The organism is Stenotrophomonas sp. 1278 (assembly GCF_029892765.1).
GTDB lineage: Bacteria > Pseudomonadota > Gammaproteobacteria > Xanthomonadales > Xanthomonadaceae > Stenotrophomonas > Stenotrophomonas indicatrix.
The window spans coordinates 70,288-95,384 of sequence record NZ_JARXWD010000017.1 but is presented as its reverse complement, the minus strand read 5'-3'; the positions used below and the strand labels follow the sequence as shown (position 1 = coordinate 95,384).

17 protein-coding genes and 1 tRNA gene are annotated in these 25,097 nt (G+C 66.6%); 7 read left to right on the top strand and 11 right to left on the bottom strand.

Annotation, left to right across the window (positions count from 1 at the left end):
* Positions 1-115: 115 nt before the first annotated feature.
* The 4 genes from M2299_RS14825 to M2299_RS14810 form a co-directional block, all read right to left on the bottom strand.
* A complete protein-coding gene (locus tag M2299_RS14825) occupies positions 116-898 on the bottom strand; it encodes a hypothetical protein (protein ID WP_032977357.1) in 783 nt (260 codons plus the stop codon).
* A 73-nt stretch (positions 899-971) separates the two neighbouring features.
* Positions 972-1,949: a beta-ketoacyl-ACP synthase III gene (locus M2299_RS14820; protein ID WP_025879387.1), complete on the bottom strand. Its 978-nt coding sequence runs from the start codon at positions 1,947-1,949 to the stop codon at positions 972-974.
* Positions 1,950-2,040: 91 nt separating this feature from the next.
* Entirely contained in the window at positions 2,041-2,235 is a 195-nt protein-coding gene (rpmF, locus tag M2299_RS14815; protein WP_025879386.1) for a 50S ribosomal protein L32, read from the bottom strand.
* A 107-nt stretch (positions 2,236-2,342) separates the two neighbouring features.
* Positions 2,343-2,852 carry a YceD family protein gene (locus M2299_RS14810; protein WP_025879385.1) on the bottom strand — a complete coding sequence of 170 codons (510 nt, stop codon included), beginning with the start codon at positions 2,850-2,852 and terminating at the stop codon, positions 2,343-2,345.
* A gap of 114 nt (positions 2,853-2,966) precedes the next feature.
* On the opposite strand from M2299_RS14810, the gene M2299_RS14805 reads away from it, so the two are divergent.
* On the top strand, positions 2,967-3,539 hold the full coding sequence (locus tag M2299_RS14805; protein ID WP_154879501.1) for a Maf family nucleotide pyrophosphatase: 573 nt from the start codon (positions 2,967-2,969) through the stop codon (positions 3,537-3,539).
* 72 nt (positions 3,540-3,611) lie between these two features.
* Here M2299_RS14805 and M2299_RS14800 read toward each other — a convergent pair whose 3' ends face one another.
* The gene (locus M2299_RS14800; RefSeq protein ID WP_280884585.1) at positions 3,612-5,453 is read right to left on the bottom strand and encodes a glycosyltransferase family 39 protein; all 1,842 of its coding nucleotides are present in this window, start codon (positions 5,451-5,453) and stop codon (positions 3,612-3,614) included.
* Positions 5,454-5,497: 44 nt separating this feature from the next.
* On the opposite strand from M2299_RS14800, the gene M2299_RS14795 reads away from it, so the two are divergent.
* Genes M2299_RS14795 through M2299_RS14780 form a run of 4 tightly spaced genes read left to right on the top strand, consistent with a single transcriptional unit; the run spans position 5,498 to position 9,864 of the window.
* Positions 5,498-6,451: an AAA family ATPase gene (locus M2299_RS14795; protein ID WP_280884584.1), complete on the top strand. Its 954-nt coding sequence runs from the start codon at positions 5,498-5,500 to the stop codon at positions 6,449-6,451.
* 2 nt (positions 6,452-6,453) lie between these two features.
* On the top strand, positions 6,454-7,398 hold the full coding sequence (locus tag M2299_RS14790) for a DUF58 domain-containing protein (protein WP_099783008.1): 945 nt from the start codon (positions 6,454-6,456) through the stop codon (positions 7,396-7,398).
* Complete coding sequence (locus tag M2299_RS14785) at positions 7,391-9,340, top strand: DUF3488 and transglutaminase-like domain-containing protein (protein ID WP_280884583.1); 1,950 nt, start codon at positions 7,391-7,393, stop codon at positions 9,338-9,340. Before M2299_RS14790 ends, M2299_RS14785 begins: the two co-directional genes overlap by 8 nt.
* Positions 9,337-9,864, top strand: a complete 528-nt coding sequence (locus tag M2299_RS14780; protein ID WP_025879379.1) for a Slp family lipoprotein — start codon at positions 9,337-9,339, stop codon at positions 9,862-9,864. The genes M2299_RS14785 and M2299_RS14780 overlap by 4 nt, the downstream gene beginning before the upstream one ends.
* Before the next feature lie 121 nt (positions 9,865-9,985).
* On the opposite strand, the gene M2299_RS14775 is transcribed toward M2299_RS14780, so the two are convergent.
* The 4 genes from M2299_RS14775 to dnaX all read right to left on the bottom strand — a co-directional run bounded on the left by M2299_RS14775 (position 9,986) and on the right by dnaX (position 13,546).
* Positions 9,986-10,345, bottom strand: coding sequence for a histidine triad nucleotide-binding protein (locus tag M2299_RS14775; RefSeq protein ID WP_032977365.1), 360 nt, complete (start codon positions 10,343-10,345; stop codon positions 9,986-9,988).
* Between the two features lie 66 nt (positions 10,346-10,411).
* The gene (gene recR / locus M2299_RS14770; protein ID WP_025879377.1) at positions 10,412-11,011 is read right to left on the bottom strand and encodes a recombination mediator RecR; all 600 of its coding nucleotides are present in this window, start codon (positions 11,009-11,011) and stop codon (positions 10,412-10,414) included.
* 111 nt (positions 11,012-11,122) lie between these two features.
* Positions 11,123-11,443: a YbaB/EbfC family nucleoid-associated protein gene (locus M2299_RS14765; protein ID WP_025879376.1), complete on the bottom strand. Its 321-nt coding sequence runs from the start codon at positions 11,441-11,443 to the stop codon at positions 11,123-11,125.
* A 6-nt stretch (positions 11,444-11,449) separates the two neighbouring features.
* Positions 11,450-13,546, bottom strand: coding sequence for a DNA polymerase III subunit gamma/tau (gene dnaX / locus M2299_RS14760; protein WP_280884586.1), 2,097 nt, complete (start codon positions 13,544-13,546; stop codon positions 11,450-11,452).
* Between the two features lie 122 nt (positions 13,547-13,668).
* Between dnaX and M2299_RS14755 the strand changes: the two genes are divergently transcribed.
* A tRNA-Ser gene (locus tag M2299_RS14755) sits at positions 13,669-13,761 on the top strand.
* A gap of 506 nt (positions 13,762-14,267) precedes the next feature.
* Here M2299_RS14755 and M2299_RS14750 read toward each other — a convergent pair.
* Entirely contained in the window at positions 14,268-15,062 is a 795-nt protein-coding gene (locus M2299_RS14750) for an isocitrate lyase/phosphoenolpyruvate mutase family protein (protein WP_280884582.1), read from the bottom strand.
* Between the two features lie 123 nt (positions 15,063-15,185).
* On the opposite strand from M2299_RS14750, the gene M2299_RS14745 reads away from it, so the two are divergent.
* Positions 15,186-15,629, top strand: coding sequence for a GNAT family N-acetyltransferase (locus M2299_RS14745; RefSeq protein ID WP_280884581.1), 444 nt, complete (start codon positions 15,186-15,188; stop codon positions 15,627-15,629).
* A gap of 55 nt (positions 15,630-15,684) precedes the next feature.
* Here the strand turns inward: M2299_RS14745 and M2299_RS14740 are convergent, their stop codons facing one another.
* A complete protein-coding gene (locus M2299_RS14740; RefSeq protein ID WP_280884580.1) occupies positions 15,685-24,948 on the bottom strand; it encodes an autotransporter-associated beta strand repeat-containing protein in 9,264 nt (3,087 codons plus the stop codon).
* Positions 24,949-25,097: the final 149 nt, after the last annotated feature.

The following is a 25,097-nucleotide window of genomic DNA, read 5'->3' as shown; positions in this document are numbered from 1 at the left end:
GGTGGGGGTGGGGGGGGGGGGGGGGGGGGGTTTTTTGGGGGGGGGGGGGGGGGGGTGGGGGGGGGGGGGGCGGGGGCGGGGGGGGGGGGGGGGGGCGCGCCCGGCCGGACCGCGATCAGCAGAGCAGCTGCAGGATGTCCAGCTCGCCGTCGGCAAACCAGTCCATGCACAGGCCGACCACCATCAGCAGGCCCAGCGTGGTGGCGCCATGGGTGATGAAGATGGAGTGGGCCAGCGCACGCGCCGAGCGCCCCAGCTTCATGCACACCCGCGCCAAGCGCTGCAGACGGCCGCTGACGGCGTGCACATGCGCGCGTACCGGTGCCTGCACCCCGTTCATCGCCTCGGCCATCATCGCCTGCAGGCTTTCGGGGCGGTCAGCGTAGTACTTGGCCACGCCGTAGCCGAACATCAGCCAGTCACGCGCCTGCGCTTCGGCCAGATCCATGACTTCCAGCGGATCTTCTTCGAAGTCGATGAAACCGACGTTCTGGCCATCCCAGGTGAGGTTGCGCGGCAACGGCTGGCCGAAATAGGCGCCACGTGCGTGTGCTTCGGCAATGGCCTGCATTGCCGCGGCCACGAGGCGATCGCGGCCGGCATCGTCGGCTTCGCGCAGGCAGGTATTGAACGAGCTGCCGTTGTCGCCGATCACCAGCGCGGCATGGCCGCTGCCGATCACCGCGGGCACGTTCACGCCCTGCGCCTGCAGTTCCGCCAGCCGGCGGGCCTCGGTTTCGCGCGCGGCGTCGCCACCGCGGTGCGGCGGCGGGCGCAGGGCATCGAGATGGAACCGGCGGGCAACAAAATTGAGCAGGCCCAGGGCCACCGCTCGGCTTCCTTCGCCGTACTGCTTCAGCCAGGCGCGCTGCCCTTCGATGACGATGGGCTCAACCATGACAGTCTCCTTTAACGCATTACGGCCCCAGAGGGGCCGTAACGACGGTTTCACGTTGTCGTAACTGGCACTATCAATAGCGCAGCAGTGCCGAACCCCACGTGAAGCCACCACCGAAGGCTTCCAGCAGCAACAGCTGGCCGCGCTCGACCCTGCCGGAACGAACAGCAGCATCCAGGGCCAGCGGCACCGAGGCCGACGAGGTGTTGCCATGCTTGTCGACGGTGACCACGACCTGGTCCATCGACATCTCCAGCCGCTTGGCGGTGGCTTCGATGATGCGCAGGTTGGCCTGGTGCGGAATCAGCCAGTCCAGGTCGGACTTGGTCAGGCCGTTGGCATCCAGGGTTTCGTCCACGACCGAGTCCAGCGCCTTGACGGCGTACTTGAACACGTCGTTACCCTTCATGTTGATGGTGCCGCCACCGTTGTTGCCTTCACCGAAACCGACCGAGACGCCGACCGGATTCCACAGCAGCTCTTTCTTGCTGCCGTCCGAATGCAGGTGGGTGCTGAGGATGCCGGTTTCTTCGTCGGCCTTGAGCACGACGGCGCCCGCGCCATCACCGAACAGCACGCAGGTGGTGCGGTCTTCCCAATCGACAATGCGGGTCAGGGTTTCCGTGCCGATCACCAGCACATGGCGGGCATCACCGGAGCGGATGAATTTGTCAGCCACGCTGAGCGCGAACACGAAGCCCGAACAGGCCGCGTTGACGTCGAAAGCGGGACAGCCGCTCACACCGAGCTTGGCCTGGATCAGGCACGCGGTGGAGGGAAAGATCAGATCAGGAGTGGTCGTACCGACCACGATCATGTCGAGCTGCGAAGCGTCGATACCAGCGGCTTCGATCGCACGCAGCGCGGCCTGGTAGCCGAGATCGCTGGTGGTTTCGCCTTCGGCAGCGATGTGCCGTTCACGGATACCGGTGCGCGTCTGGATCCACTCGTCCGAGGTCTCGACCATTTTTTCCAGGTCGGCGTTGGTCAGGACTTTTTCCGGCAAATAGCTACCGGTGCCCGCGATCCTCGAGTAGATCCGCTTGCTCATCATGTTTCCTGTTGCACGAGCCGCCGTTCACCGGCGTGCCCGGGAAAGAAGGCGAAGGCCGCTGCCCAGCGGGCAGCGACCTTCCGGCACATCAGTCTTCCTGGACAGCCGAAGACTTGGTCTGGATGACCTTCTTGCCGCGGTAGAAACCGTCAGCAGTGATGTGGTGACGCAGATGCACTTCGCCGGTGGTCGGGTCGGTCGACAGCTGCTTGGCGCTCAGGGCGTCATGCGAACGACGCTGGCCGCGACGGGACGGGGTAACACGGGATTTCTGGACAGCCATGGGATTGCTCCAAACTCGGTTCGTTTTGCTTCGTCGTTTCGTCGCACAGGACGCCAGCGTCCAGCACACTTTTCGCTTTCGCCGCAGCCGCCGACGACAACCGGCTGCTATTGTTTCTTCAATGCCGCCAACGCCGCGAACGGATTGGCCTTTTCAATTTCTTCTTCGGTCGGCGCCCAGTCCTTGTCGACTGCCTCACCGTACGGCGACAGGGGTACCACCGGCACCGCCAGCACCAACTCGTCCTCGACCAGGTCCAACGGACGCAGCTGGCCATCTTCCGGCACCAGCAACGGCTCGTACTCCTCCGGCAAAGACGATTCCTCGTCTTCCTCGCGGATCAGGCCAAGCCTCTGGGTCATCTTCACCGGCAGCAGGAAACGCTGCATGCTGCGCTGACAGGTCAGCGGCAACGCGGTATCGATGGTCAGTTCCACATAGGATACCCGCAAGATCTCGTCGCGACCGAATTCGAGCGAGTAATTACACTCACCTTCGGTATCTGCGACAAGCCCCTGCAGGCGAGTCAATTCAGCCAGGGGAACCTGACCGTCGAAGCGCCTTCGCGCTACGACCATCCGCCAGGCATCCAGCGTTTCGGGTACGTTCGCGGACATAAGCCGCCGAATATTAAGGATCGGCAGGTCGTGTGTCAAATGACTGCCATGAAAGGCTTGCTGTGGCTGGCGGTAGCGGGCCAGACTGCCGCGCCCCGCCCCCGGAATTCCTGCATGCCTGCCTTGGTCCTGGCCTCCACCTCCCGCTACCGCCGCGACCTGCTGGAACGGCTGGGGTTGCCCTTCGACTGCGCACGCCCGCAGGTGGATGAGACTGCGGAGGCCGACGAGGCGCCGCTGGCGCTGGCGGCACGCCTGGCCAGCGCGAAGGCGGCCGAGGTGGCCGCCCGCCACCCCGGCAGCTGGGTGATCGGCTCGGACCAGGTGGCGGACCTGAACGGTCAGCCGCTGGGCAAGCCGGGCACGGTCGAGGCGGCCTGCGCGCAGCTGGCGGCAATGTCCGGGCAGACGGTGCGCTTCCACACGGCCGTCAGTCTCATCCGAGACGGAGAATCACTTTCGGCAATGGATACGACCCAGGTGCGCTTCCGCGCGCTGCAGGCGCCGGAGATCGCCCGCTACGTGGCCATCGAGCAGCCGCTGGACTGCGCCGGCAGCTTCAAGTGCGAAGGCCTGGGCATCAGCCTGTTCGAGGCCATCGACAATCGAGACCCCACGGCGCTGATCGGGCTGCCGCTGATCGCACTGTGCGGATTGCTGCGCAGGGCCGGATTCGCAGTGCCGTAAACCTGCCCGCCCGCAAGCAGGGCAAGCCATGCGTCGAGCCGAGTGCAGGCCCGTCACAGGAGGCACGATGCCTCAGCGCTTTTCAACCACGAAGGGCTGCTCCTGCCACTGCTCCACGCTGCCATCGCGACCGTGCAGGCGCAGGCCCAGCCAATGTCGGCCTGGCGTCAGCGTGGTGGTATCCACTTCGGCATCAAAGCCGACCCGTGGATGCTGCGGGTCATTGGAATCGGACCAGAATGAGCGGATATCGTGCTCGCGGCCATAGCGTGCATCACCGATCGAACGCCCATCCACCAACACTTCGACACGCAGCAGGCCGGCGCCTTCCTTGAACGCCCAGCCCTTCACCGCCAACGTGCCCGACACTTTCTCAGCATTGGCCGGCGAGTCCAGGTAGGCCAGCGCAGGCGTCACGCACGCGCCCTGCGCGCGCTGCACCGGCAGGCGGAACAGCAGGAAGCGCTGGAATCCGTGATCGTTGCTGACCACGCGTGGTGGCGGCAGCGGCCCTACCTGTTCACAGATGGCGTGATAGCGGGCGAGCAGATCGCGGAAACGCTGATCGCTGGGCGACAGCACCAGCAGCATCGGCACGTCGCGCTCGCCTTCATGCAACTGGTTCCATTGCGCCAACTGCGCGGTACGGCCGTGCTTGTCATTGAGCGGATGCGGCAGCACGTCGATGTCACCACGGCCCAACTGGAAGCCCAGTTCGGCGCCCACCTTGAAGTTGCCGGCCAGCACGCGGCTGCCTTCCGGCATCTGCTGCAGTTCTTCGCGGACCGCAGCAGCCAGCGGCTGCCAGCCGGCAAAGTTGCGCGGGTAGTACTTGTCGCCGGCCAACTGCTCGCGCAGCGATGACGAGGACGCCATCAGGTAATAGCCGAAGGCCAGCACCATGCCCAGACCGGCCAGCCACCAGCCGGTACGCCGCAACCAGCGGGGCCAGCCGTTGAGGATCACCGGCACCGCCACCAGCAGGGCCAGGTAGCCCGGCAGCGGCCAATGGAAGCTGATGCGCTCGACGTCGGTGAAGAAGCCCAGCGCGAAGATACCCAGTGTCGATACGCCGCCGACCAGGCCGAAATAGCGCCACTGCACGCGCGCGCCGCCGCCGCTGCGGGTGCCGGCCAGTGCAGCTTTCCACATCGCGATGCAGAGGATGGGCGTCACCAGCATCGGCTGGATCACCAGGAACCACAGGCCGCGCCACTCGAACGCCCACGGATGACGCTCGACCACCTGGAACTTCAGTCCGGCATCGTGATTGTCGGCATTCCAGGCCAACAGCGGCAGCCATGCCACTACGCCAACGGCCAGGGCCACCCAGACGCGCGGATCGGCCAGCATGCGCCGGCCCTGCGGCAGCGCCAGCAGAGCAATGAAGCCGACGCCGATCACACCGATGAAGCGATAGTGGCTGAGCGCACCGATCAGCAGGCCCAGCGCCAGCTTCACTGCCGAGGAAGCGTCGACGTTGCGCAGCAGGCGTGCGCCGGCGTCCAGGCACAGCACGGCCGCCAGCGCCATCGGCACATCGGGCACAGCCAGCAGGCCCAGCGTGGCCGACAAGGGCATCAGCAGCGTCAAGCTGCCAGCCTGCCAACCGGCAACATTGCCGAACCAGCGCGCTGCGATGCGCGATACCAGCAGCGGCAGCAGTGCGCCGATGGCCAGGAACGGCAGGCGCAGCGCAAGCACATGCTGGCCGCCAAGCTCCACACCCAACCGGGTCAACCAGGCCGTCAGCCCCGGCAGATCCGAATAGGCCGCAGCCAGATGCTGGCCTTCCTGCCAGTAGAACGCCTCATCGACGAACAACGGCAGGCGTGCGGCCACGACCAGCTTGGCCGCTGTGACGAGCGTCCATAACCAGAGAAAAATCGTACGTGCGCGCTGTTCGCCCTGCATTGATGTATGGATAGAATCGACCGGTTACCGAACTTGAGACGACCATGACAGCTTCGTCCCCCATGCCCAGCATGCTAACCGATCAACTGCGTCAGTCCCTGCGCAATGCGCAGGACCAGGTCAACGCGCTGGTGCTGGGCAAGGTGCATGAGGTGCGGTTGGCCTTCGTGGCCCTGCTCTCTGGCGGCCATCTGCTGATCGAAGACCTGCCTGGTCTCGGCAAGACCACTTTGGCCCATGCCTTGGCCAGCAGCCTGGGGCTGAGCTTCCAGCGCGTGCAGTTCACCTCCGACCTGCTGCCTGCCGACGTGCTCGGCGTATCGGTGTATGACGCCGGCAGCCGCCAGTTCCAGTTCCATCCCGGGCCGGTGTTCACCCACGTGCTGCTGGCCGACGAGATCAACCGGGCGCCGCCGCGCACGCAGAGCGCCCTGCTGGAAGCGATGGCCGAGCAGCAGGTCACCCTCGACGGTCAGACACATGCCCTGCCCGATCCGTTCTTCGTGATCGCTACGCAGAACCCGGTGGATCTGTCGGGCACCTTCCCGTTGCCCGACTCGCAACTGGATCGGTTCCTGCTGCGGCTGGCGATGGGCTATCCCAGCGCGCAGGCCGAGCGTGAACTGCTGCGTGGCAGCGATCGTCGCGACCTGATCGCCCGCACGCTGCCGCAGCTGGACGACAACCAGGTCCGCACGCTGCGCGAAGCGGTCGGCCAGGTGCATGTCAGCGATGCGCTGGTGGACTACGTGCAGGCTCTGCTGACCCGCAGCCGCCAGCACGCCGGCGTACGCGTGGGATTGTCGCCGCGCGCCGGCCTGGCCCTGCTGCGTGCCGCCAGGGCACATGCGCTGCTGCTCGGCCGTGGCCACGTCGTGCCCGAAGACGTGCAGACCCTGTTCGTGGCGGTGGCGGGCCATCGCCTGGTGGGCGAAGCCGAGTCCAGCACAGGGCCGGCGCTGGCACGGGCGATCCTGCAGACCGTCGCGGTCGATTGAAGATGGCATCGCATGCCCGGCGACTGCTGCAGATGGCACGCCCGCGTACGCCCGAGTCGTTGCCGCAGCGGCTGGACCGCCGGCGCATCTATGTGCTGCCCACCCGCTTCGGCCTGTTTGTGGCCTGCCTGCTGGTCGCGATGCTGCTGGGCGCGCTGAATTACAACAACAATCCGGCCCTGTTGCTGGCGCTGCTGCTGGCCGCAGCCGCGATCGCCAGCACCATCGCCGCACACCTGCAGCTGTCGGGCGTACAGATCGATGCGATCTCCGCCGAGCCGGTGCCGGCCGGGCAACCGCTGCGCCTGCGCGTGGACCTGTCGCTGCGCGACCCGCGAGCGCGCCATGGCCTGCACCTGCAACTGGGCGACAGCGAGGTGTGGCTCGACCTGCCCGCGCACGGCCGCGGTGAAGCCGAGCTGGAAGTACCCAGCGAACGCCGTGGCTGGCTGGAACTGCCACGCATCCGCCTGTCCAGCACCCAGCCGCTTGGCCTGGTCAGGGCGTGGTCATGGGTGTGGCCTGAAGAACCCCTGCTGGTCTACCCGCTGGCCGAAGCGAAGGCACCGCCATTGCCACAGCAGGGCAGCGATCCTCTGCACACCCGCGCCCATGCCAACGGCGAGGAACTGCATCAGCTGCGCCCGTATCGTGCCGGGGATCCACCCCGCAGCATTGCCTGGAAACACTCGGCGCGCCGCGACACGCTGCTGGTACGCGAGTATGAAAAACCGATAGGCATCGAGGTCGTGCTGGACTGGCGCGCGCTGGCCCCCTTGGGCCAGGAGGCCCGCATCGCGCGGCTGGCACGCTGGGTGGACAGCGCCGAGCGCGAAGGCCGTCGCTACACGCTGCTGCTGCCGATGCAGCCACCGCTTGGCCCCGGCCAGGGCGCCGGCCACCACCATCTGTGCCTGCGCGCGCTGGCATTGCTTCCCCATGACTGAGCCTACCCTGCTGCTGGACCGCAACACCCGCACGTGGACGCTGGCCAGCGCCGCACTGGCCTTGTTGCCGCTGCTGCTGCAGCTGCCCACCGCATTGGCCGCGTTGATCGCCGTGGCGGCGCTCGTCACCGCAGCACTGTCACAGCGCGGCGTGCTGCCGATGCCGGTGCGGGTACTGTTGGTGCTGGGCATGCTTGCTGCCATCGTCTGGCAGATGGGGGCAGTGCGCCCCGGCCGGGATACCGGTTGCGCGCTGCTGGCGGCGATGCTGGCCATCAAGTCAAGCGAGCTGCGCACGCTGCGCGATGCACGCAGCCTGCTCGGCTTTGCCCTGTTTTCACCGTTTGCTGCCTTCCTGCTCGACCAGGGGCCGCTGACCACCGTGCTCGCCGTGCTGGCCGGCGTCAGCGCCCTGATTGCGCTGCAGCGCTTGGCGCAGGGTGAAGGCCGCAGTGCGCCGCCGCCACTGACCACGCAGCTGCGTGGTGTCGGTCGCCTACTGCTGATCGGCCTGCCGCTGGCGCTGGCCTGCTTCTGGCTGTTCCCGCGGTTGGCCACGCCGCTGTGGGGCATTCCCGAACGCGCCGTCGGCACACCGGGGCTGTCGGACACGATGGAGCCGGACAAGTGGCTGGACCTGATGGCCGACGACACCCCGGCCCTGCGGGCGCAGTTCTTCGGCGCGGTTCCAGCGCCGGCACAGCGCTACTGGCGCGGGCCGGTACTGACCCAGTTCGATGGGCATGTCTGGCGACGCGACCGCCGTACCGAAGGTCTGCCGCCAGCCATCGTGGAACACGGCACGGAGGGCTGGGACTATCAGATCGATTACGAACCCACCGACCGTCGCCAGCTGGTCGCGCTGGATCTCCCTACTGCCGCACCAGAGGGCAGCCGGCTGGATGCAGCCCTGAGCCTGAGCAGCGACCGCGCATTGTCCGCACTGAGCCGGTGGCGCCTGCACTCGGTTCCGCCGCAGCGCTTCGATGCCACGCTGTCGTCGTACCAGCGTCGCGCTGCGCTGCAGTTGCCCGAAGGCTTCAACCCACGCACGGCAAACCTGGCCCGACAGTGGCGGCAGGAAGCGGGAAACGATGACGACGCCGTGGTCCGTCGCGCCCTGGCGTGGATCACCGCGGACTTCTCGTACACGCTTGAAACACCGGCCGCCGGGCGTGATCCGGTCGATGCATTCCTGTTCGACTACAAGGCCGGCTACTGCCAGCATTTCAGCTCTGCCTTCGTGGTGCTGATGCGCAATGCCGGCATTCCCGCGCGGGTGGTCACCGGGTTCGCCGGCGGCACGCGCAACCGGATCGGCGACTACTGGGTGCTGCGGCGGATGGACGCCCACGCCTGGGCTGAGGTATGGCTGCCGCAACGCGGCTGGGTACGCATCGATCCGACAGCGGCAGTAGCACCCGAGCGCATCCTGGACACGCTCGACGACCGCCTGCAGGCCGGGGCCGATACCGGCCTGCAGCACCGCTGGCTGCAGCTGGGCCAGGTCGGCGACTGGATGCGCAGGGGCTGGAACGAACTGGTGCTGTCCTTCGACGCGCGCCGCCAGCAGCAGTTGCTGCAACCGTTCGGGCTGGACGACCTCGGCCCTGGACAGCTGCTGGCCGGCTTCGTGACGGCCGCGTTGCTGGCGCTGGCGTGGATGGCGTGGCTGCTGGCCCGTGGCGAACGCGAGCGTGACCCGCTGCTGCGCGCCTGGCACCGGCTGGGGCAGCGCTATGCGCGGCTGGGTCTGGGCCGCGAACCGCACGAACCGGCCCTGCACTGGGCCCGCCGGATCCACGCACAGCGCCCCGACCCGGCCCTCATCACACTCAGCCAGCGTTTCGCTGATGCACGCTACGCTGGCACTTGTACCGAGCTCGCCCCATTATTGCGGGACCTGCGCAGGCATCGCCCGACTTCCGGAGCCTCCCCATGAATACCAAGTTCCTCCTCACCGCCGTGGCCGCCCTGGCCTTGTCGGCCTGCGCCACGGCCCCCAAGCCGCTGCAGGGACAGTTCAGCCTGGTTTCCCCGCGCGACTCGGTTGCCACCCAGCAGGTCGGCACGCCGGTGCGCTGGGGTGGCCGGATCATCGAAACCAAGCCCGGCCAGGGCGAGACCTGTTTCCAGATCATCTCGCGCCCGCTCAACGGCAGTGGCCGCCCGAACACCACCTCTTCCGACGCCAGCGACGGCCGCTTCATCGCCTGCCGCGCCGGCTTCTACGATCCGGCCGTGTTCGAAGCCGGCCGCGACGTGACCTTCATCGGCAAGATCGATGGCTACGCCAACACCCGTATCGGCGATTACGACTACCGGCTGCCGAAGCTGTCTGCCGACGTGATCTACCTGTGGCCGGAGCAGCGCCAGGTCGATGTGGTGCCCTACCCCTACGGACCGTGGGGCCCGGGCCCGTATGGCCCGTACTGGGGCGGTTACCGCGGCTGGGGCTGGTGGTAGTCCAGGCCCGGTAAGCATGATGCACAAGGCCGCCCATCGGGCGGCCTTTTTTCATCCACGCATGGCGTGGATCGACAGCGCACCAACAACAGTAGATCCACGCCATGCGTGGATGGCCGCCTCAACGCCCTGGCGTACCGAAGTGGCCCAGCGGCGCGCCAGCCAGCAGATGCATGTGGATATGGAACACGGTCTGCCCGGCATCTTCGCGGCAGTTCATCACGATGCGGTAGCCGTCCTGCGCGAAACCTTCCCGACGCGCGTACTCGGCGGCGGCCAGCGCCAGCTTGCCGATCAGGTGCGCCTGCGACGGCTGCAGGTCATCCAGGGTCGGAATGATCTCGTTCTTCGGAATGAACAGCACGTGCACCGGCGCCTGCGGTGCGATGTCCTTGAACGCCAGCACGTCGTCGTCTTCATAGACGATGGTGGCCGGGATCTCGCGACGGATGATCTTGCTGAAGAGGGTTTCGCTGCTCATGGTCGGCCTCGGCGGGGTATTTTCCGCATTGTAGGCCGGTAACGCCGGGGCATGCCCGGCATCGACTCAATCGCGCACTTCGCTGCGGGTGCCGAACGCGTGCGACAGCGTGCCGCGATCGACGTACTCCAGCTCACCACCGAGGGGCAGGCCCTGGGCCAGTCGACTCGGCCGCACCTGGCGGGCACGCGCCAGCTGCGCGAGATAGTGCGCGGTAGCTTCGCCTTCGACGGTGGCGCTGGTGGCAATGATCAGTTCCTGCACTTCCGCCTCGGCCAGGCGCTGTTCCAGCTGCTCCAGACCCAGCTCGCGCGGCCCGATGCCATCCAGCGGCGACAGGCGCCCCTGCAGCACGAAGTAAACGCCGCGATAGCCGGTGGCGTTCTCGATCGCCAGGCGGTCAGCCGGCGATTCCACCACGCACAGCTGGCTGCGCTCGCGGCTGCCATTGGCGCAGGTCGGGCACAGCTCGGTTTCGCTGAAGTCGCGGCACTGCGCACAGTGACCGATGCGTTCAACCGCCTGCGCCAGCGTCTCGGCAAGGCGTTTGCCACCTTCGCGCTCGCGTTCGAGCAGGTGGTAAGCCATGCGCTGCGCCGTCTTCTGGCCTACGCCAGGCAACACCCGCAGTGCATCGATCAGTTGTTCAAGCAGGGGTGCGGACACGGCGGCGTGTTCTGTAGAGCCGAGCGTGCTCGACTGGAAATTGCGGGCAATCGAGCACGCTCGACGCTACACAGTGCATGGCACCCGGCAGTGCGGGTGCCAGCCCGGACATCAGAACGGCATTTTCATGCCCGGCGGCAGCTGCATGCCGGCAGTGGCCGAACCCATCTTCGACTTCGACTCGGCGTCGATCTTGTTCGACGCGTCGTTGAAGGCGGCGGCGATCAGGTCTTCCAGCATTTCCGGATCACTGGCCAGCGACGGATCGATGCGTACCTTGCGGCACTCCTTGGCGCCGGTCAGGGTAACGCTGACCATGCCGCCACCGGCGCTGCCGGTCACTTCGATCTTGGCGATTTCTTCCTGGGCCTTCTGCAGGTTTTCCTGCATCTTCTGGGCCTGCTGCATCAGTTGGGCGATATTGCCGCGCATGTCGTCTTACTCGTCAAAAGAACGGATGGAATCGGAAACAACCCGGGCGCCGTGCTGCTGGATCAGCAGCTGGACTTCCGGGTCGTCCATGAAAATGGCCTCGGCAGCCTGCTGCCGCTCGCCACGCTGGCGGTCAGCGCGCTGGTGCAGGGTCTCAGCCGGGACCTGCTCGGTTTCCACGGTTTCGACCACGATCTTCAGCGCGTGGCCAAGGGACTTTTCCAGCACCTCGCCCAACGCTGCCAGCGCGCGCTCGGAGCGCAGGTATTCAAATCCGGGCGAAAGGCCCAGTTTCAAGACCCCATGCTGGCAACTGATGAAGGCCGCATTGGCCGCAAGCTGTCGCGACGGACCGCTGAGGCCACTGTTGGCGATCAGGTCGAGCCAGTCCTCGGCACAGGCCAGGTCACTGACGCTGCCTGCCGGCGAAGCTTTTTCCTTTGCCGCAACCGGTGCCGGGGCGATGTCGATACCCTCGGCACGGAACGAACGCTCCGGCGCGGCAACCGCCTCTGCAACCGGCGGTGAAGCCGGCGCCGGCGGCTCGTGCCACGGCGCGACCATCGCCGCGTCGGGCGTTGCCATCTCGGCCGCCAGCGCTTCATCGCGCGCGCCAGCCGCGTCGGTCGCCCACGGCGGCAGGTCATCTGCCTCGGCAGGTGCCTTGGGCGTGGCCGCCTCGGGAGCCAACTGCGCCTTCATCGGCAGCGGGGATCCGGGTTCCTCGATCGGAGCCGGTTCAGGTTCCGGGGTCGGATCTGGTTCCGGGGACGGCTCGGGCTCCGGCTCGGGTTCGCGCTGTGGCGCCGGGTTCGGCGTCTGCGCGGTTGCCTCCGCCGACACGGGTACCGCAATTGCCTGGGTGGCCGCTGCGGCTTCTGGTGCCGCAGCAGCGGCCGGTGCAGCTCCTTCTTGGCTGCCAGCAAGGCCGCCCCCGGTCTGGCCCGTACCGGTCGGTGCGCTGCCACCGGAGGATTCCGGAGTACGCGGCACCGACGGCACGGCAGCCGCAGGGCGGAACGCCAGCATGCGCAGCACGGCCATTTCAAAGCCGGCGCGCGGGCTGGGCGCCAATGGCAGATCGCGACGACCATTCAGGGCCATCTGATACCAGAGCTGGACCACTTCCGGGCGCAGGCGTTCAGCAAACACGCTGGCATCCAGTCCCTCGGCAGCGGCGGACGCGCCCGGCACCAGTTGCTGCACCTGGATGCGGTGCAGGCCCTCGGCCAGTGCATCGAGCACCCCGCTCCAGTCCGGCGAGAACTCGGCCAGTGCCGCCACTACCTGCAGCAGGCGCGGGCCATCGCCCTCGGCCAGGGCATCGAGCATGGCCGCCACCTGGGTGCGGTCGACCGTGCCCAGCATGGTGCGCACCACGTCCTCACGCAGCGCACCGCCGGCATAGGCAATGGCCTGGTCGAGCAGCGACAGGCCATCACGCAGGCTGCCGTCGGCGGCCTTGGCCAGCTGCACGATAGCGGTCGGATCCGACTCGATCTCCTCGGCGGTGAGGATGCGGGTCATCTGCCCCTGGATCTGATCTTCATCCAGGCGCTTGAGGTTGAACTGCAGGCAGCGGCTGAGCACGGTGACCGGCAGCTTCTGCGGATCGGTGGTGGCCAGCAGGAACTTCACATGTTCCGGCGGTTCTTCCAGCGTCTTCAGCAGCGCATTGAACGCGGCCTTGGACAGCATGTGCACTTCGTCGATCAGGTACACCTTGTACTTGCCACGCGAGGGCATGTACTGGGCGTTCTCGATCACCTCGCGCACATCGTCCACGCCGGTATTGGACGCGGCATCGATTTCCAGCAGGTCGATGTAGCGACCGGCGTCGATGTCCAGGCAGGCCGCACACTGGCCGCAGGGATCGGCACTGGTGCCCTGCTCGCAGTTCAGCGACTTGGCGAAGATGCGCGCGATCGTGGTCTTGCCCACGCCGCGGGTACCGGTGAACAGGAACGCATGGTGGACCCGGCCGCTGTCGAGCGCATTGCTGAGCGCACGGACCACGTGTTCCTGGCCCACCAGCTCGGCAAAACGCTTCGGACGCCACTTGCGGGCAAGGACGAGATAGGACATCAGGCCACCGTCTTCCATCGGATGTTCCATTGTGCCACGCCTGTCCAGCCCTCTCGCCCTGCAAACCAGTGCTTGTGTCCTGCCGCTGCGCCCGCTAGAATCTGCGCCCCTGCTGAGGCGTTTGCCGATGGCAGGGATCCGGAGAGGTGTCCGAGTGGTTGAAGGAGCACGCCTGGAAAGTGTGTAAGCGTCTAAACCGCGCTTCGGGGGTTCGAATCCCCCTCTCTCCGCCAGATAAATAAAAAAGGCTGCCCTTCGGGCGGCCTTTTCTATTTATCTGGCTGGGGACGCGAAGTGCGCTGCGCGCGCTTTCGCCCCAAACGTTGCTGCGCAACGTTCGGGCCCCTCCCCTCGCCGGCCTCTCCCCGCCCCTGTCGGGGCAGCCCCTCAACAGAGGGCTTGTTCCTCCAGCTACGGCAGTAGATCCACGCCATGCGTGGATGCGCGCCCGCCCGGGTTTGACGGCCCGCAGGGGTAGAGCCGGACAGCAGCCCTTTTTTATTTATCTGGCTGGGGACGCGACGCGCGTTCCGCACGCTTCGCCCCAAACGTTGCTGCGCAACGTTCGGGCCCCTCCCTTCGCCGGCCTCTCCCCGCCCCTGTCGGGGCAGCCCCTCAACAGAGGGGCTTGTTCCCCCAGATACGACAGTAGATCCACGCCATGCGTGGATGCCTCGGCCCGGTCGCATCGACTACCTGCCCGTGGTCGAGCCTGTCGGCGCCCCCCGCCTTGGCGCCCTCACCTTTCGCTGAACAGCTGGTTCAAGGCCGCATAGCCTGGTGCGCCCTCGGGCATCGCCATCACACCGCCGAGAAAATCCGTGGTCGCCGCAGCCATCGCTGTCCATGCGTGCATGAACAAGGCCGGCCCAGCGCTGAGCCGCCGCACACCGGCCTGCGACAGCGCAGCAAACGGCGCCATCCCTGGCAGCCACATCAGGTTGAGAGGCAGCGGCACGGCGCCGGCAACCGCAGCAACCTCGTCCAGCGCGCGAAGCCCGGGCACGAAGCCGCCGTCGGCACCGGCACGTGCATAGGCCTGCAGCCGATCGATGCTCATCCCCACCGCCTCGTCCCCTTCGGCCAGGCCGCGCAGATACACATCGGTGCGCGCATTGATGAACAGCGATCGTCCGCCCAGCGCCGAACGGATGGCCGTGATCTTGCCCACCAGCGCCGCAGGGCTGCCGGCACCGTCTTCGATGTTGATCCCTACTGCACCCGCCTCCACCAGGCGCAGCACCCGCTCAGCGACCGCATCGGGGACATCGCTGTAACCGTCCTCGATATCGACCGTGACCGGCAGCGAGGTCACACCAACAATTTCTGAAACCCGCTGCAGCAGCGCGGTATCCGGCAGCGCACCGCCATCGGCATAGCCGCAGGACCACGCCATGGCAGCACTCGATGTTCCCACCGCGACAGCTCCCAGCTGCTGGACCAGGCGTGCGCCACCGGCATCCCATACGTTGGGCAGCACATAAAGACCAGCGCGTTGATGGAGTTGAACGAAGTTCTGGTGAACGTTGGACATGGAACCTCCTGATGGCGGGGACCCGCAGTCTGCGTCCGGACCGGTTTCCGGGCTCGCCATATCCGGACATCAATGGTCCGGACCTCGCGCACAATGTGCCCGCCACCACGATGACAGTCATTCATGACACCCCGCCCCTACCGCTGCACCGACGTCACCGCCTGCCTGTCGATCTTCGACAGCAACGTGCCCACCTACTTCGCAACCGCAGAGCGGGGTGACTTCGAGCGCTTCCTGCACGAACACGCCGTGCCACGCGCCTTCCAGGTGATCGAGGTCGAGGGCCAGGTGGTGGCCTGCGGCGGCCTCTGGCACTGCGGCAATGGCAGCGCCAGCTTGTGCTGGGGCATGGTCGAACGAAGTCGCCACAGACAGGGGCTGGGACGCGCGCTGGCAGTGGCCCGCCTGCATCAGGCTGAAGCAGACCCATCGATCCAGCGCATCACGCTCAGCACCAGCCAGCACACGCAGGGCTTCTATGCCGGCCTCGGCTTCCAGGTGGTACGCGTGGTAGCCGATGGCCACGGCGCCGGAATCGACGCCGTGGAAATGCAGCGGGTGCTGTAACCCGGCTCTCGACGGATCCACGCATGGCGTGGATCCGTCGAAGACACGCGCTGGCTCAGAACCCGACGCGCAGGTTCAACTGGCCACCAATATCGTTGCGACCGTCGCCATGCTGGCCCTGCACGAACAGCGACAGCTGGCTGCTGCGTCCCAGGCCGACGGCCACACCGACCTGGCTGACCAGTGCGTTGCGCGCCATCACGGCACTGTAGGCATCGAACGCAGTGCCACCGACGGCGAAGCTCTGCCGGCTGGCCACGTCGGTGTCACCGGACGCATGCTGCCAGCCCAGCCCGACCGTCAGCTGTGCCGGATAGCGCTCGCCGCTGCCCACATCCCAGCGGCCACGTACGCCGACGGTGCTGACATTGAGCGTGTCCTTGCCGCCCTCCAGCACCAGCGCCGCGCTACCGCCCTGCTCCACCGCGCGATCGCTGTCCACCCAGTGCTTGGTGAACTGCACATACGGTTGCAGTTGCGTCCTGCCATGGGTCCAGGTCCAGCTGCCTTCGATCTGGGCGATGGTGACATCCGAATCCTGGCGGCTGTGCAGCGTCTGTGCCAGCAGCGGCACTTCACGCGTGGTGCGCGTGCGGTAATCGCCGCGCGACACACTGCCACCGACCGCAAATCCGTTGTTCCACTCGCCCTGCGCATACAGTCCATAGGTGTTGCCACGCAGGCGTGCACGCGACTGGCGATCGTACAGCCGCGTGTCCAGCCGCTCGCTGCCCGCCGCCGCACCCAGCACCACATGCTCGCCGAGCTTCCAATCGACGCCGGCCATCAGTGCATTGCGGTTGGCACGGATCTCGTCACCGTTGCCATCGCCGTCCTGCTTGAACACCTTGCCGCTACCCGCCAGCCATGCCGAAGCACGCTCGCCACGCACCGTCGGCAACTCGTTGCCAAGACGCTGGCGGATGCCCTCTTCCAGGTAGTTGTCGTACAGCAGCACTGCACGGCTGGCTGCATGCACTTCACCGGAGAGCTGGTTGAACGCGTTGCGCGCGGTGGCGGTGTCGTAGGCCAGCAGCGTGTTGTACAGGCCCAGCGCCGCGCCGGTCTGCGGCAGGCTGTCCAGCGCCGATGCCACGCCCAGCTGGTTGCGGGTCTGCGCAGCCGTGACGAAGGCCGCTGTCTGCTTCACATCGATCTTCAGCTGCGCGGCATTCGCTGTGTAGACCGGGCTCAGTGAGAGGAACGCCGAGGTGGTGGTGGGGGGCACGAACTGCCCGCTGACGCCGCCGCCTGCGTTGATGATCGTGTACTGCTGGCCCTGCTGGTAGCTGGTGTTCGGGTCGATGGCATTGACCACCACCGATGCACCACCGATGTTCGCGCTGCCGCCCACCTGCACCACGTCACTGCCGGTAGCGCCCAGGTCGACCGACAGCGTGCTGCCCGGTGCCAGGGTCAGGTTGCCGCCCACGGTGATCGCGCCCGTACCGTTGCCGCCACTGCTGCCATTGCCCGGGCCGTTGCCCGGCGACAGCACACCGCCGCTGCTCACGGTGACGCCGCCAGCGCTGCCGCCGATGGTGCCGGTACCCGACAACGTGGTGCCGCTGCCGATGGTCCATTGGCCACCGACGGTGCCGGTGACATTCAGGCCACCACCGGTGACCTGACCGGTACCGGTGAATCCGCCACTGTCGCCGCCCAGGTTGAGCAGGCCAGGGCCGGCCTGCACGATGCTGCCCGCGCCACTGATGCTGCCAACCAGCGTGGTGGTGCTGCCGGTGTTGACCACCAGGCCACCGTTGTTGGTGATGTTGCCGGTGACCGCGCCGCTGGCGCCGCCGTTGCCGATCTGCACGGTACCGCCGGTGTTGATCGTGGTGCCACCGGTATAGGTGTTGTTGCCGGTAAGGACCAGCGTGCCGCTGCCGGCCTGGGTCAACCCGCCGCTGCCACTGACCACGCCACCAAGCGTGGTATTGCCGCCGACGTTGAACACCAGGCTGCCGTTGTTGCTGACGTTGCCGGTGATCGCACCCGTGGCGCCACCATTGCCCACCTGCAACGTACCGCCGGTGTTGATGGTGGTACCACCGATATAGGTGTTGTTGCCGGTCAGGGTCAGCGTACCGGCACCGGCCTGGGTCAGCCCGCCGCTGCCGCTGACCACGCCCGCGAGCGTAGTGTTGCCACCCACGTTGAACACCAGGCTGCCGTTGTTGCCGACGTCGCCGATGATCGACCCCGTTGCACCACCATTGCCCACCTGCAGGGTGCCACCGGTATTGATGGTGGTGCCGCCGGTATAGGTATTGTTGCCGGTCAGCGTCAGCGTGCCGCTGCCGGCCTGGGTCAGGCCACCGCTGCCGCTGACGGTGCCACCGAGTGTCGTGTTGCCCGACAGGTTGACCACCAGTGCGCCGTTGTTGGTCACGTCGCCGACGATCGCACCGGTCGCGCCGCCATTGCCGATCTGCAAGGTGCTGCCACCGTTGATGGTGGTTCCACCGGTGTAGGTGTTGTTGCCGGTCAGGGTCAACGTGCCGGTGCCGGTCTGCACCAGGCCACCGCTGCCACCGATGGTGCCACCGAAGGTGGTGCTGGCATTGCTGCCGCCGGTGGTCAGGGTGGAACCGCCGAGCACCACGTTGCCGCTGGCAACACCGGCCAGGCCACCAATGGCCTGGTTGCCGGCCGCACTGATGTCCAGCGTTCCGGCGCCGGCCAGGTTCACCGTGCTGGCCGAGGACAGGCTGCCACCGGCGGCGACCGCCAGGGTGCCGCTGTTGATCGTCGTGGTGCCGGTGTAGCTGCTGGCACCGCCCAGGGTCACCGTCGCCGCACCATCCTTGAGCAGGCTGCCACTGCCGGCGATGTCACCGTCCAGCGTCAGCGGCGTGCCCCCCAGCAGGGTCAACGTGCCGCTTGCCAGCTGCACGTTGTTGGCCAGGGTCAGCGGCACACTGCCGTCCAGCGTGGCGTCACCGCCTACGGTCAGCGTGCCGGTGCCCAGGGCACCACTGCTGCCCAGCGACAGACCACCGGCATTGAGCGCCACTCCGCCACCGAAGGTGTTGCTGCCGGTCAGGCCGAGCACGCCGGCACCGTTCTTGACCAGGCCACCGGCGCCACTGATGTCGCCGGCAAAGGTGCTGTTCCCCGCTGCGTTGGTGGTCAGTGTGTTGCCGCCAAGGCTGATCGTGCTGCCGGCGACGCCGGACAATGTACCGATGGCCTGGTTGCCACCGCTGGAGATGTCAAAACCGGTACCGGCGTTGGCCAGGTTCACTGCGCCGGTAGCGGCCAGGCTGCCACCGGCGCCGATCGCCAGCGTGCCGGCGTTGATGGTGGTGCCGCCCGTGAAGGTGTTGGTGCCGGTCAATGTTTCGGTACCGGTGCCCTCCTTGATCAGTCCACCGGTGCCGCCGATCGAACCACTGAACACACCATTGGTGGCATCGCCGATGGTCAACGTGTTCGCGCCGAGATTGACCGTGCCATTGCCGATCAGCGTGCCGAATACCTGCGTGCCGCTGCCGGCCGAAAGATCGAAGGTGGCACCCGTGGCCAGATTGACGATACCGCCTGCGCTGAGGCTGGCACCGGCACCGAGCGCGAGCGTGCCCGCGTTGATGTAGGTGCCGCCGGTATAGGTGTTGGTGCCGTTCAACGTGAGGGTAGCAACGCCGTCCTTGGTCAAGCTGCCGGCCCCCGACAGATTGCCGTTGAGGGTGAGATCGTTGCTGCCAAGCACGGTCAGGCCGGCGTTGAGCACCATGTTGTTGGCCAAGGTCACCGCACCGCTGGAATCAAGCGTGGAAGCGCCCCCCACCGTCAACGTGCCGGTTCCCAGCGCAGCGTTGTTGCCCACCACCAGGCCACCCGCATTGAGAGTGACGCCGCCACCGAACGTGCTGGCACCGTTGAGGGTCTGCACGCCGCTGCCATTCTTGACCAGCCCACCGCTGCCGGTCAGGGCACCGTTGAAGGTCGCGTCGGTGGTACCGCCCAGCGTCAGGCTGTTGCCCCCCAACGACACCGTGCTGCCGGCCACGCCCGCCAGCGAACCGACGCTCTGGTTGCCGCCGGCGGAGATGTCGAAGGTGCCGGTACCGGCCAGGTTCACCGCGCCGGTCGGCGACAGGCTGCCGCCCGCCCCGATCGCCAGCGTGCCGCTGTTGATGACCGTGCCGCCGGTGAAGGTGTTGCTGCCGGTCAGGGTGACCGTCGCCGCGCCGTTCTTGATCAGGCCACCATCGCCGGTGACCGCCCCGCCCAGCGTCAATGCATTGCTGCCAAGCAGGTTGAGCGTGGCACCGGCCAGCAGGCCGATGTCGTTGCCGAGGTTCGCAGCGATGCTGCTGTCCAGCGATGCGTTGGCGCCCACGGTCAGCGCGCCGGTACCCAGCGCGGCATTGTTGCCCACCACCAGGCCGCCACCGTTGAGTGCCACCCCGCCACCGAAGACGTTGGCGCCGCCCAACGTCTGGATGCCCGTACCGTTCTTGACCAGCCCGCCGGTCCCACCGATCACGCCATCGAAGGTCCCGTTGCCAACGCCGCCGAAGGTCAGCGTATTTCCACCCAGCGCCACGGTGCTGCCAGCGACGCCGTTGAGCGCGCCGGTGGTCTGGTTGCCAGCAGCGGAGATGTCGAAGCCGGTGCCCGGCGCGGAAAGCGTGACTGCACCGGTTGCCGCCAGGCTGCCACCGGCACCGATCGCCAGCGTTCCCGCATTGATCAGGGTGCCACCGGTGAAGGTGTTGGTACCGGTCAGCGTTTCAGTACCGGTCCCCTCCTTGATCAGGCCGCCGGTGCCGGCGATGGATCCGCTGAAGACACCGTTGGTCGGTCCGCCGACAGTGATCGAGTTTGCGCCCAGGTTGACCGTGCCACTACCGGTCAGGGTGCCGAAGGTCTGGGCACCGTTGCCCGCAGAGAGATCCAGCGTAGCGCCGGTTGCCAGGTTGACGATGCCGCTGGCGGCCAGACTTGCACCTGCTCCCAGGGCCAGCGTGCCGGCGTTGACGTTGGTGCCGCCGGTATAGGTGTTCACGCCGTTCAAGGTCAGCGTGGCAGCACCATTCTTGGTCAGGCTGCCGGTGCCGGAGATCACCCCGTTGAGCGTCAGCGCGTTGCTGCCCAGCACGGTCAGGCCGGCATTGAGGGCGATGTTGTTGACCAGTGTTGCCGCCAGGCTGGTGTCGAGGGTGGCCGCGCCACCCACGGTCAGCGCACCACTGCCCAGTGCCGCATCATTGCCGAGCAGCAGGCCACCGGCATTGAGGCTGACGCCGCCGCCGAAGGTGTTGGCAGCGGACAGCGTCTGCAGGCCCGCGCCCACCTTGACCAGGCCACCGCCTCCGCTGATCACGCCATCGAACACCGCATCGGCTGCCGTACCAAAGGTCAGCGAGTTTCCTCCCAGCGCGACCGTCGAACCGACCACGCCATTCAGCGCGCCGATGGTCTGGTTGCCGGTTGCCGCCGATATATCAAAGCCCGCGCCAGCGCCGCCGAGGGTGACGTCCCCCCCGACAGCCAGGCTGCCGCCTGCGCCAAGCGCCAGGGTTCCGGCATTGATCGTGGTGCTGCCGACGTAGGTGTTCGCATTGGCCAGCGTCAGTGTGGCTGCACCGTTCTTGACCAGTGCACCATTGCCGGACACCACACCGCCGAGCGTCAGCGCATTGCTGCCCTGCAGGGCAAGCGTCGTGCCCGAGGCCAGGTTGATCGCGTTGCCCACGGTATAGGCGGCGGCAGTATCCAGCGTTGCATTGCCGCCGACGTTGAGCGCACCCGTTCCCAGAGCGCCGGCGTTGCCCAACTGCAGGTTGCCGCCATTCAACGCCAGGCCGCCACTGAAGCCGTTGGCGTTGCCGAGGGTCAACGTACCAGCGCCGTTCTTGACCAGACTGCCGGTGCCGGAAATCACGCCATCGAGCGTGAGTGCGTTACTGCCGATCAGCGTCAGTGCCGAGCCGGCGCCAAGGTTGACCGCATTGGTCAGGTCAAGCGCAATGCTGTTATCCAGGCTGGCGTTCGCAGCAACGTTCAGCGCACCGGTTCCCAGCGCTCCACTGTTGCCCAGCAACAGGCCGCCGCCCGCCAGGTTCAGGCCGCCACCGAAGGTATTGGCACCGTTGAGCGTCAACACCGTGGCGCCGCTCTTCGTCAGGCCACCGTCACCGGACACCACGCCGCCCAGCGTGATGTTCTGGCTGCCGGGGAGCGTAAGAATCGCACCAGTACCCAAGGCCACGTTGTTGCTCAGGTTCAGCGCAACCGCCGCGTCCAGCGACACGTTGCCGCCGATGTTCAGCGCGCCGGTGCCGGCCGCCGCACTGCTGCCCAGCAGCACGCTGCCGGCATTGAGGTTGAGGCCACCGCTGAAGCCATTGGTGCCGTTCAAGGTCAACAGCGAGGCGCCGTTCTTGGTCAGGCTGCCGACGCCGGAGATGTCGCCGGTCAGGGTGATGTTGTTGCTGCCGCCCAGGGTCAGCGCGGCACCGAGGTTGACCGCGTTGCCCAGGGTCAGCGCAGAGCTGCCGTCCAACGTCGCGGCACCGTTGACGCTGAGCGCGCCGGTGCCCAGTGCACCGCTGTTGCCCAGCAGCAGACCGCCAGCATTGAGCGCGACGCCGCCGGTGAAGGTGTTTGCGCCGGTCAACGTCTGTACGCCACTTCCGTTCTTTACCAGGCCTCCGCCGACGCCACTGATCACACCGGCGAAGACCTGGTCGGCCGCACTACCAAAGGTGAGCGTATTGCCGCCCAATGCCACGGTGGAACCTGCCACGCCGGACAGTGCACCGATGGTCTGGCTACCACCCAGGGAAAGATCCAGCGCCGCCCCTACCCCCGACAGGCTGACCGCGCCGGTCGCGGCGAGGCTGCCACCACTGCCCAGCGCCACCGTGCCGGCAGCAACGTTCAAACCACCGGTGAAGGTATTGGCGCCGTTGAGCGTCAGTGTCGAAGCCCCGCTCTTTATCAGGCCGCCACCACCGGAAATCGCACCGCCCAGTGTCAGCGCGTTGCCACCCAGCACGTTCAACGAACCTGCCGCGCCGATGATCACGTCATTGCCCAGGGTCAGGGCTGAAGAGGTATCCAGCGTCGCAGCGTTGTTGATGTCCAGCAGGCCGGTACCGAGCGCACTGCTGTTGCCCAGCAACAGGCCGCCACCGTTGACGACGAGGCCGCCACTGAACGTGTTGGTGCCGTTCAACGTGAGCAGAGATGCGCCGTTCTTGCCAATGTTGCCGACGCCGGAGATCACCCCGTTCAACACCACGGGCTGGCCGCCCTGCAGCGCGAGCGAACCGCCGGCACCGAGCGTGATGTCGTTGGCCAGGGTGAGCGCTGCGGTGGTGCCATCCAGCGTGACCTCGCCGCCCACGCTCAGCACACCCGTTCCCAATGCACCGTTGTTGCCGAGCAGCAGGCCGCCGCCATTCAGGGCAAAACCACCGGTCAAGCTGTTGCTGCCGGACAGTGTCTGCACTCCGGTACCGACCTTGACCAGGCCACCGGTAGTGCCAGTGAAGTTGCCGGCGAAGGAGGTATTGCCGAGACCGCCTAGAGTAAGTGTGCGAGTGCCCAGGCTGACCGTTCCACCAAGCCCGGACAGCGAGCCGACGGTCTGGTTGGCTGCGGCAGTGAGGTCCAGCGACGTGCCTGCCGTGAGCGAGATCGCAGCGGTCGGTGACAGGCTGCCACCTGCACCGAGCGCCAACGCGCCGCCCGCGATCGAGACATTGCCGGTAAGCGTGTTTGCACCGCCCAGGGTGAGTGTGCCGGCGCCGTTCTTCACCAGATTGCCTGCACCGGACAGCGCACCGTTCAACGTCAACGCATTGGTGCCGACCAGATTCAGACTGCCACCACCGTTGACGACGATGTTGTTGGCGAGATTGAAGGCCCCGCTGGTATCCAGCGACGCGGCACCACCTACCGTCAGGTTGCCGCTGCCCAGCGCACCTGCGTTGCCCAGCAGCAAGCCGCCAGCATTGAGGTTGACGCCACCACCGAACAGGTTCGCGCCGCCCAGCGTGACCACACCGGTGTTGGTCACGGTCAGGCCGCCAGCACCGGACAGCACACCACTCAAGCTGAAGGGGTTGGTGCCGCCCAACGTCAGTCTGCCAGTGTTGAGCGCAAAGGAATTTGCAAGCGTGAGCCCACCCGCCGATGCCGCGATGGCGCCGCCGTTGACGTTGAAGGTACCGGTACCGAATGACGCCGCGTTGTTGAAGTTGACCAAGCCATCGTTGATCGTGGCACTGGTTCCGGTCCAGGCACCTTGCAGATTCCAGGTACCACTGTTGACGGTCAGGTTCTCGAATCCAGTGTAATTGCCCCAAACGAGGTTGGTCACCGTCCCGCCGGTACCCGCGCCCGGCCCCGAAGCGCTGTTCTGAAGCAGCAGGCGATCACTGGCACCGGTACCGCCATCGACAATGCCGGCAGCGGCCAGATTCACGCCTACGGTGCCCAAAACGCCCGCAATGCCCGTTGCCAGCACGCCGCGGTTGACGCTTGAACCGGACACGGCGGTGAACGTGTTTCCCGTCGTCGTGGAGTTGCCCAGGTGCACGCTGCCGGTGATGCTGCCGGCGTTGATCACATGGTTGCCCGCTGTTGATCCGCCCAGACCTATGCGGCCGGTGATGCTGCCGCTGTTGGTGAGGTTGGTCTGCGCACCGCCGTAGCTGACGATGGCAGCGGCGTCGGCAGTGGTGAACAGCCCCGCCCCGAGGATGGACATGTCCACGGTGCCGTCATTGGTGATGTTGGTGACACCACCGGCAGCGTTCTGCGTGACCAGTGCCTGTCCACCAAACCCAAGAATCGAACCGATGTTGACCAGGCCCTTGATGCTGCCGCCCGCCTGGTTGTTGACGTTGATGGTATTGCCACCGGCAGTGTTGTTGCCCAGCACCATGCCTGCCGCCGCAAGGCTCAAGCCGCCGTTGATGGTGGGATCGATCGTGCCCTGGTTGTTCACCGTGATGCCGTTGCCGGACAGCGTCACCGCAGTGCCCCCCAGCACCGGCGGCACGCTCAGCACCGCGCCGGTGGCGATGTTCAGGGTCACGCCATTGGCGGTACTGGAAAGATTGTTCTGGTCCGTCGCGCCATCGCAGGTAATCACCGCACCGGCCGTGGTGCAGGCTGCAAACGCCGACCCACTGGCCAATGTAGCGGTCAATGCCAGCGCCAGCCGATGCGCCTTCAGGCCCGGCAGGTGTCGTCCTGCCGATTTACCGCCTCCCGTCGGATTCTCGGTGATTTCCGAGGCCACCTGCATCACACCCAGGGCACGGTTGAAGACCAGACGGTAAATGCGGTTCATCGGTAAATCTCCATGAAATGACCGGTGGCACAGCAGGCAGGTTTTTTGGAGGTGATGTCGTCCTGCCCTGCTCCACCCGGGAACAAGACCTTCGGTATCAACCTTGAAAAACAGTCACACTTTCACGTGCAAGCGCTGCAGGAACTGCG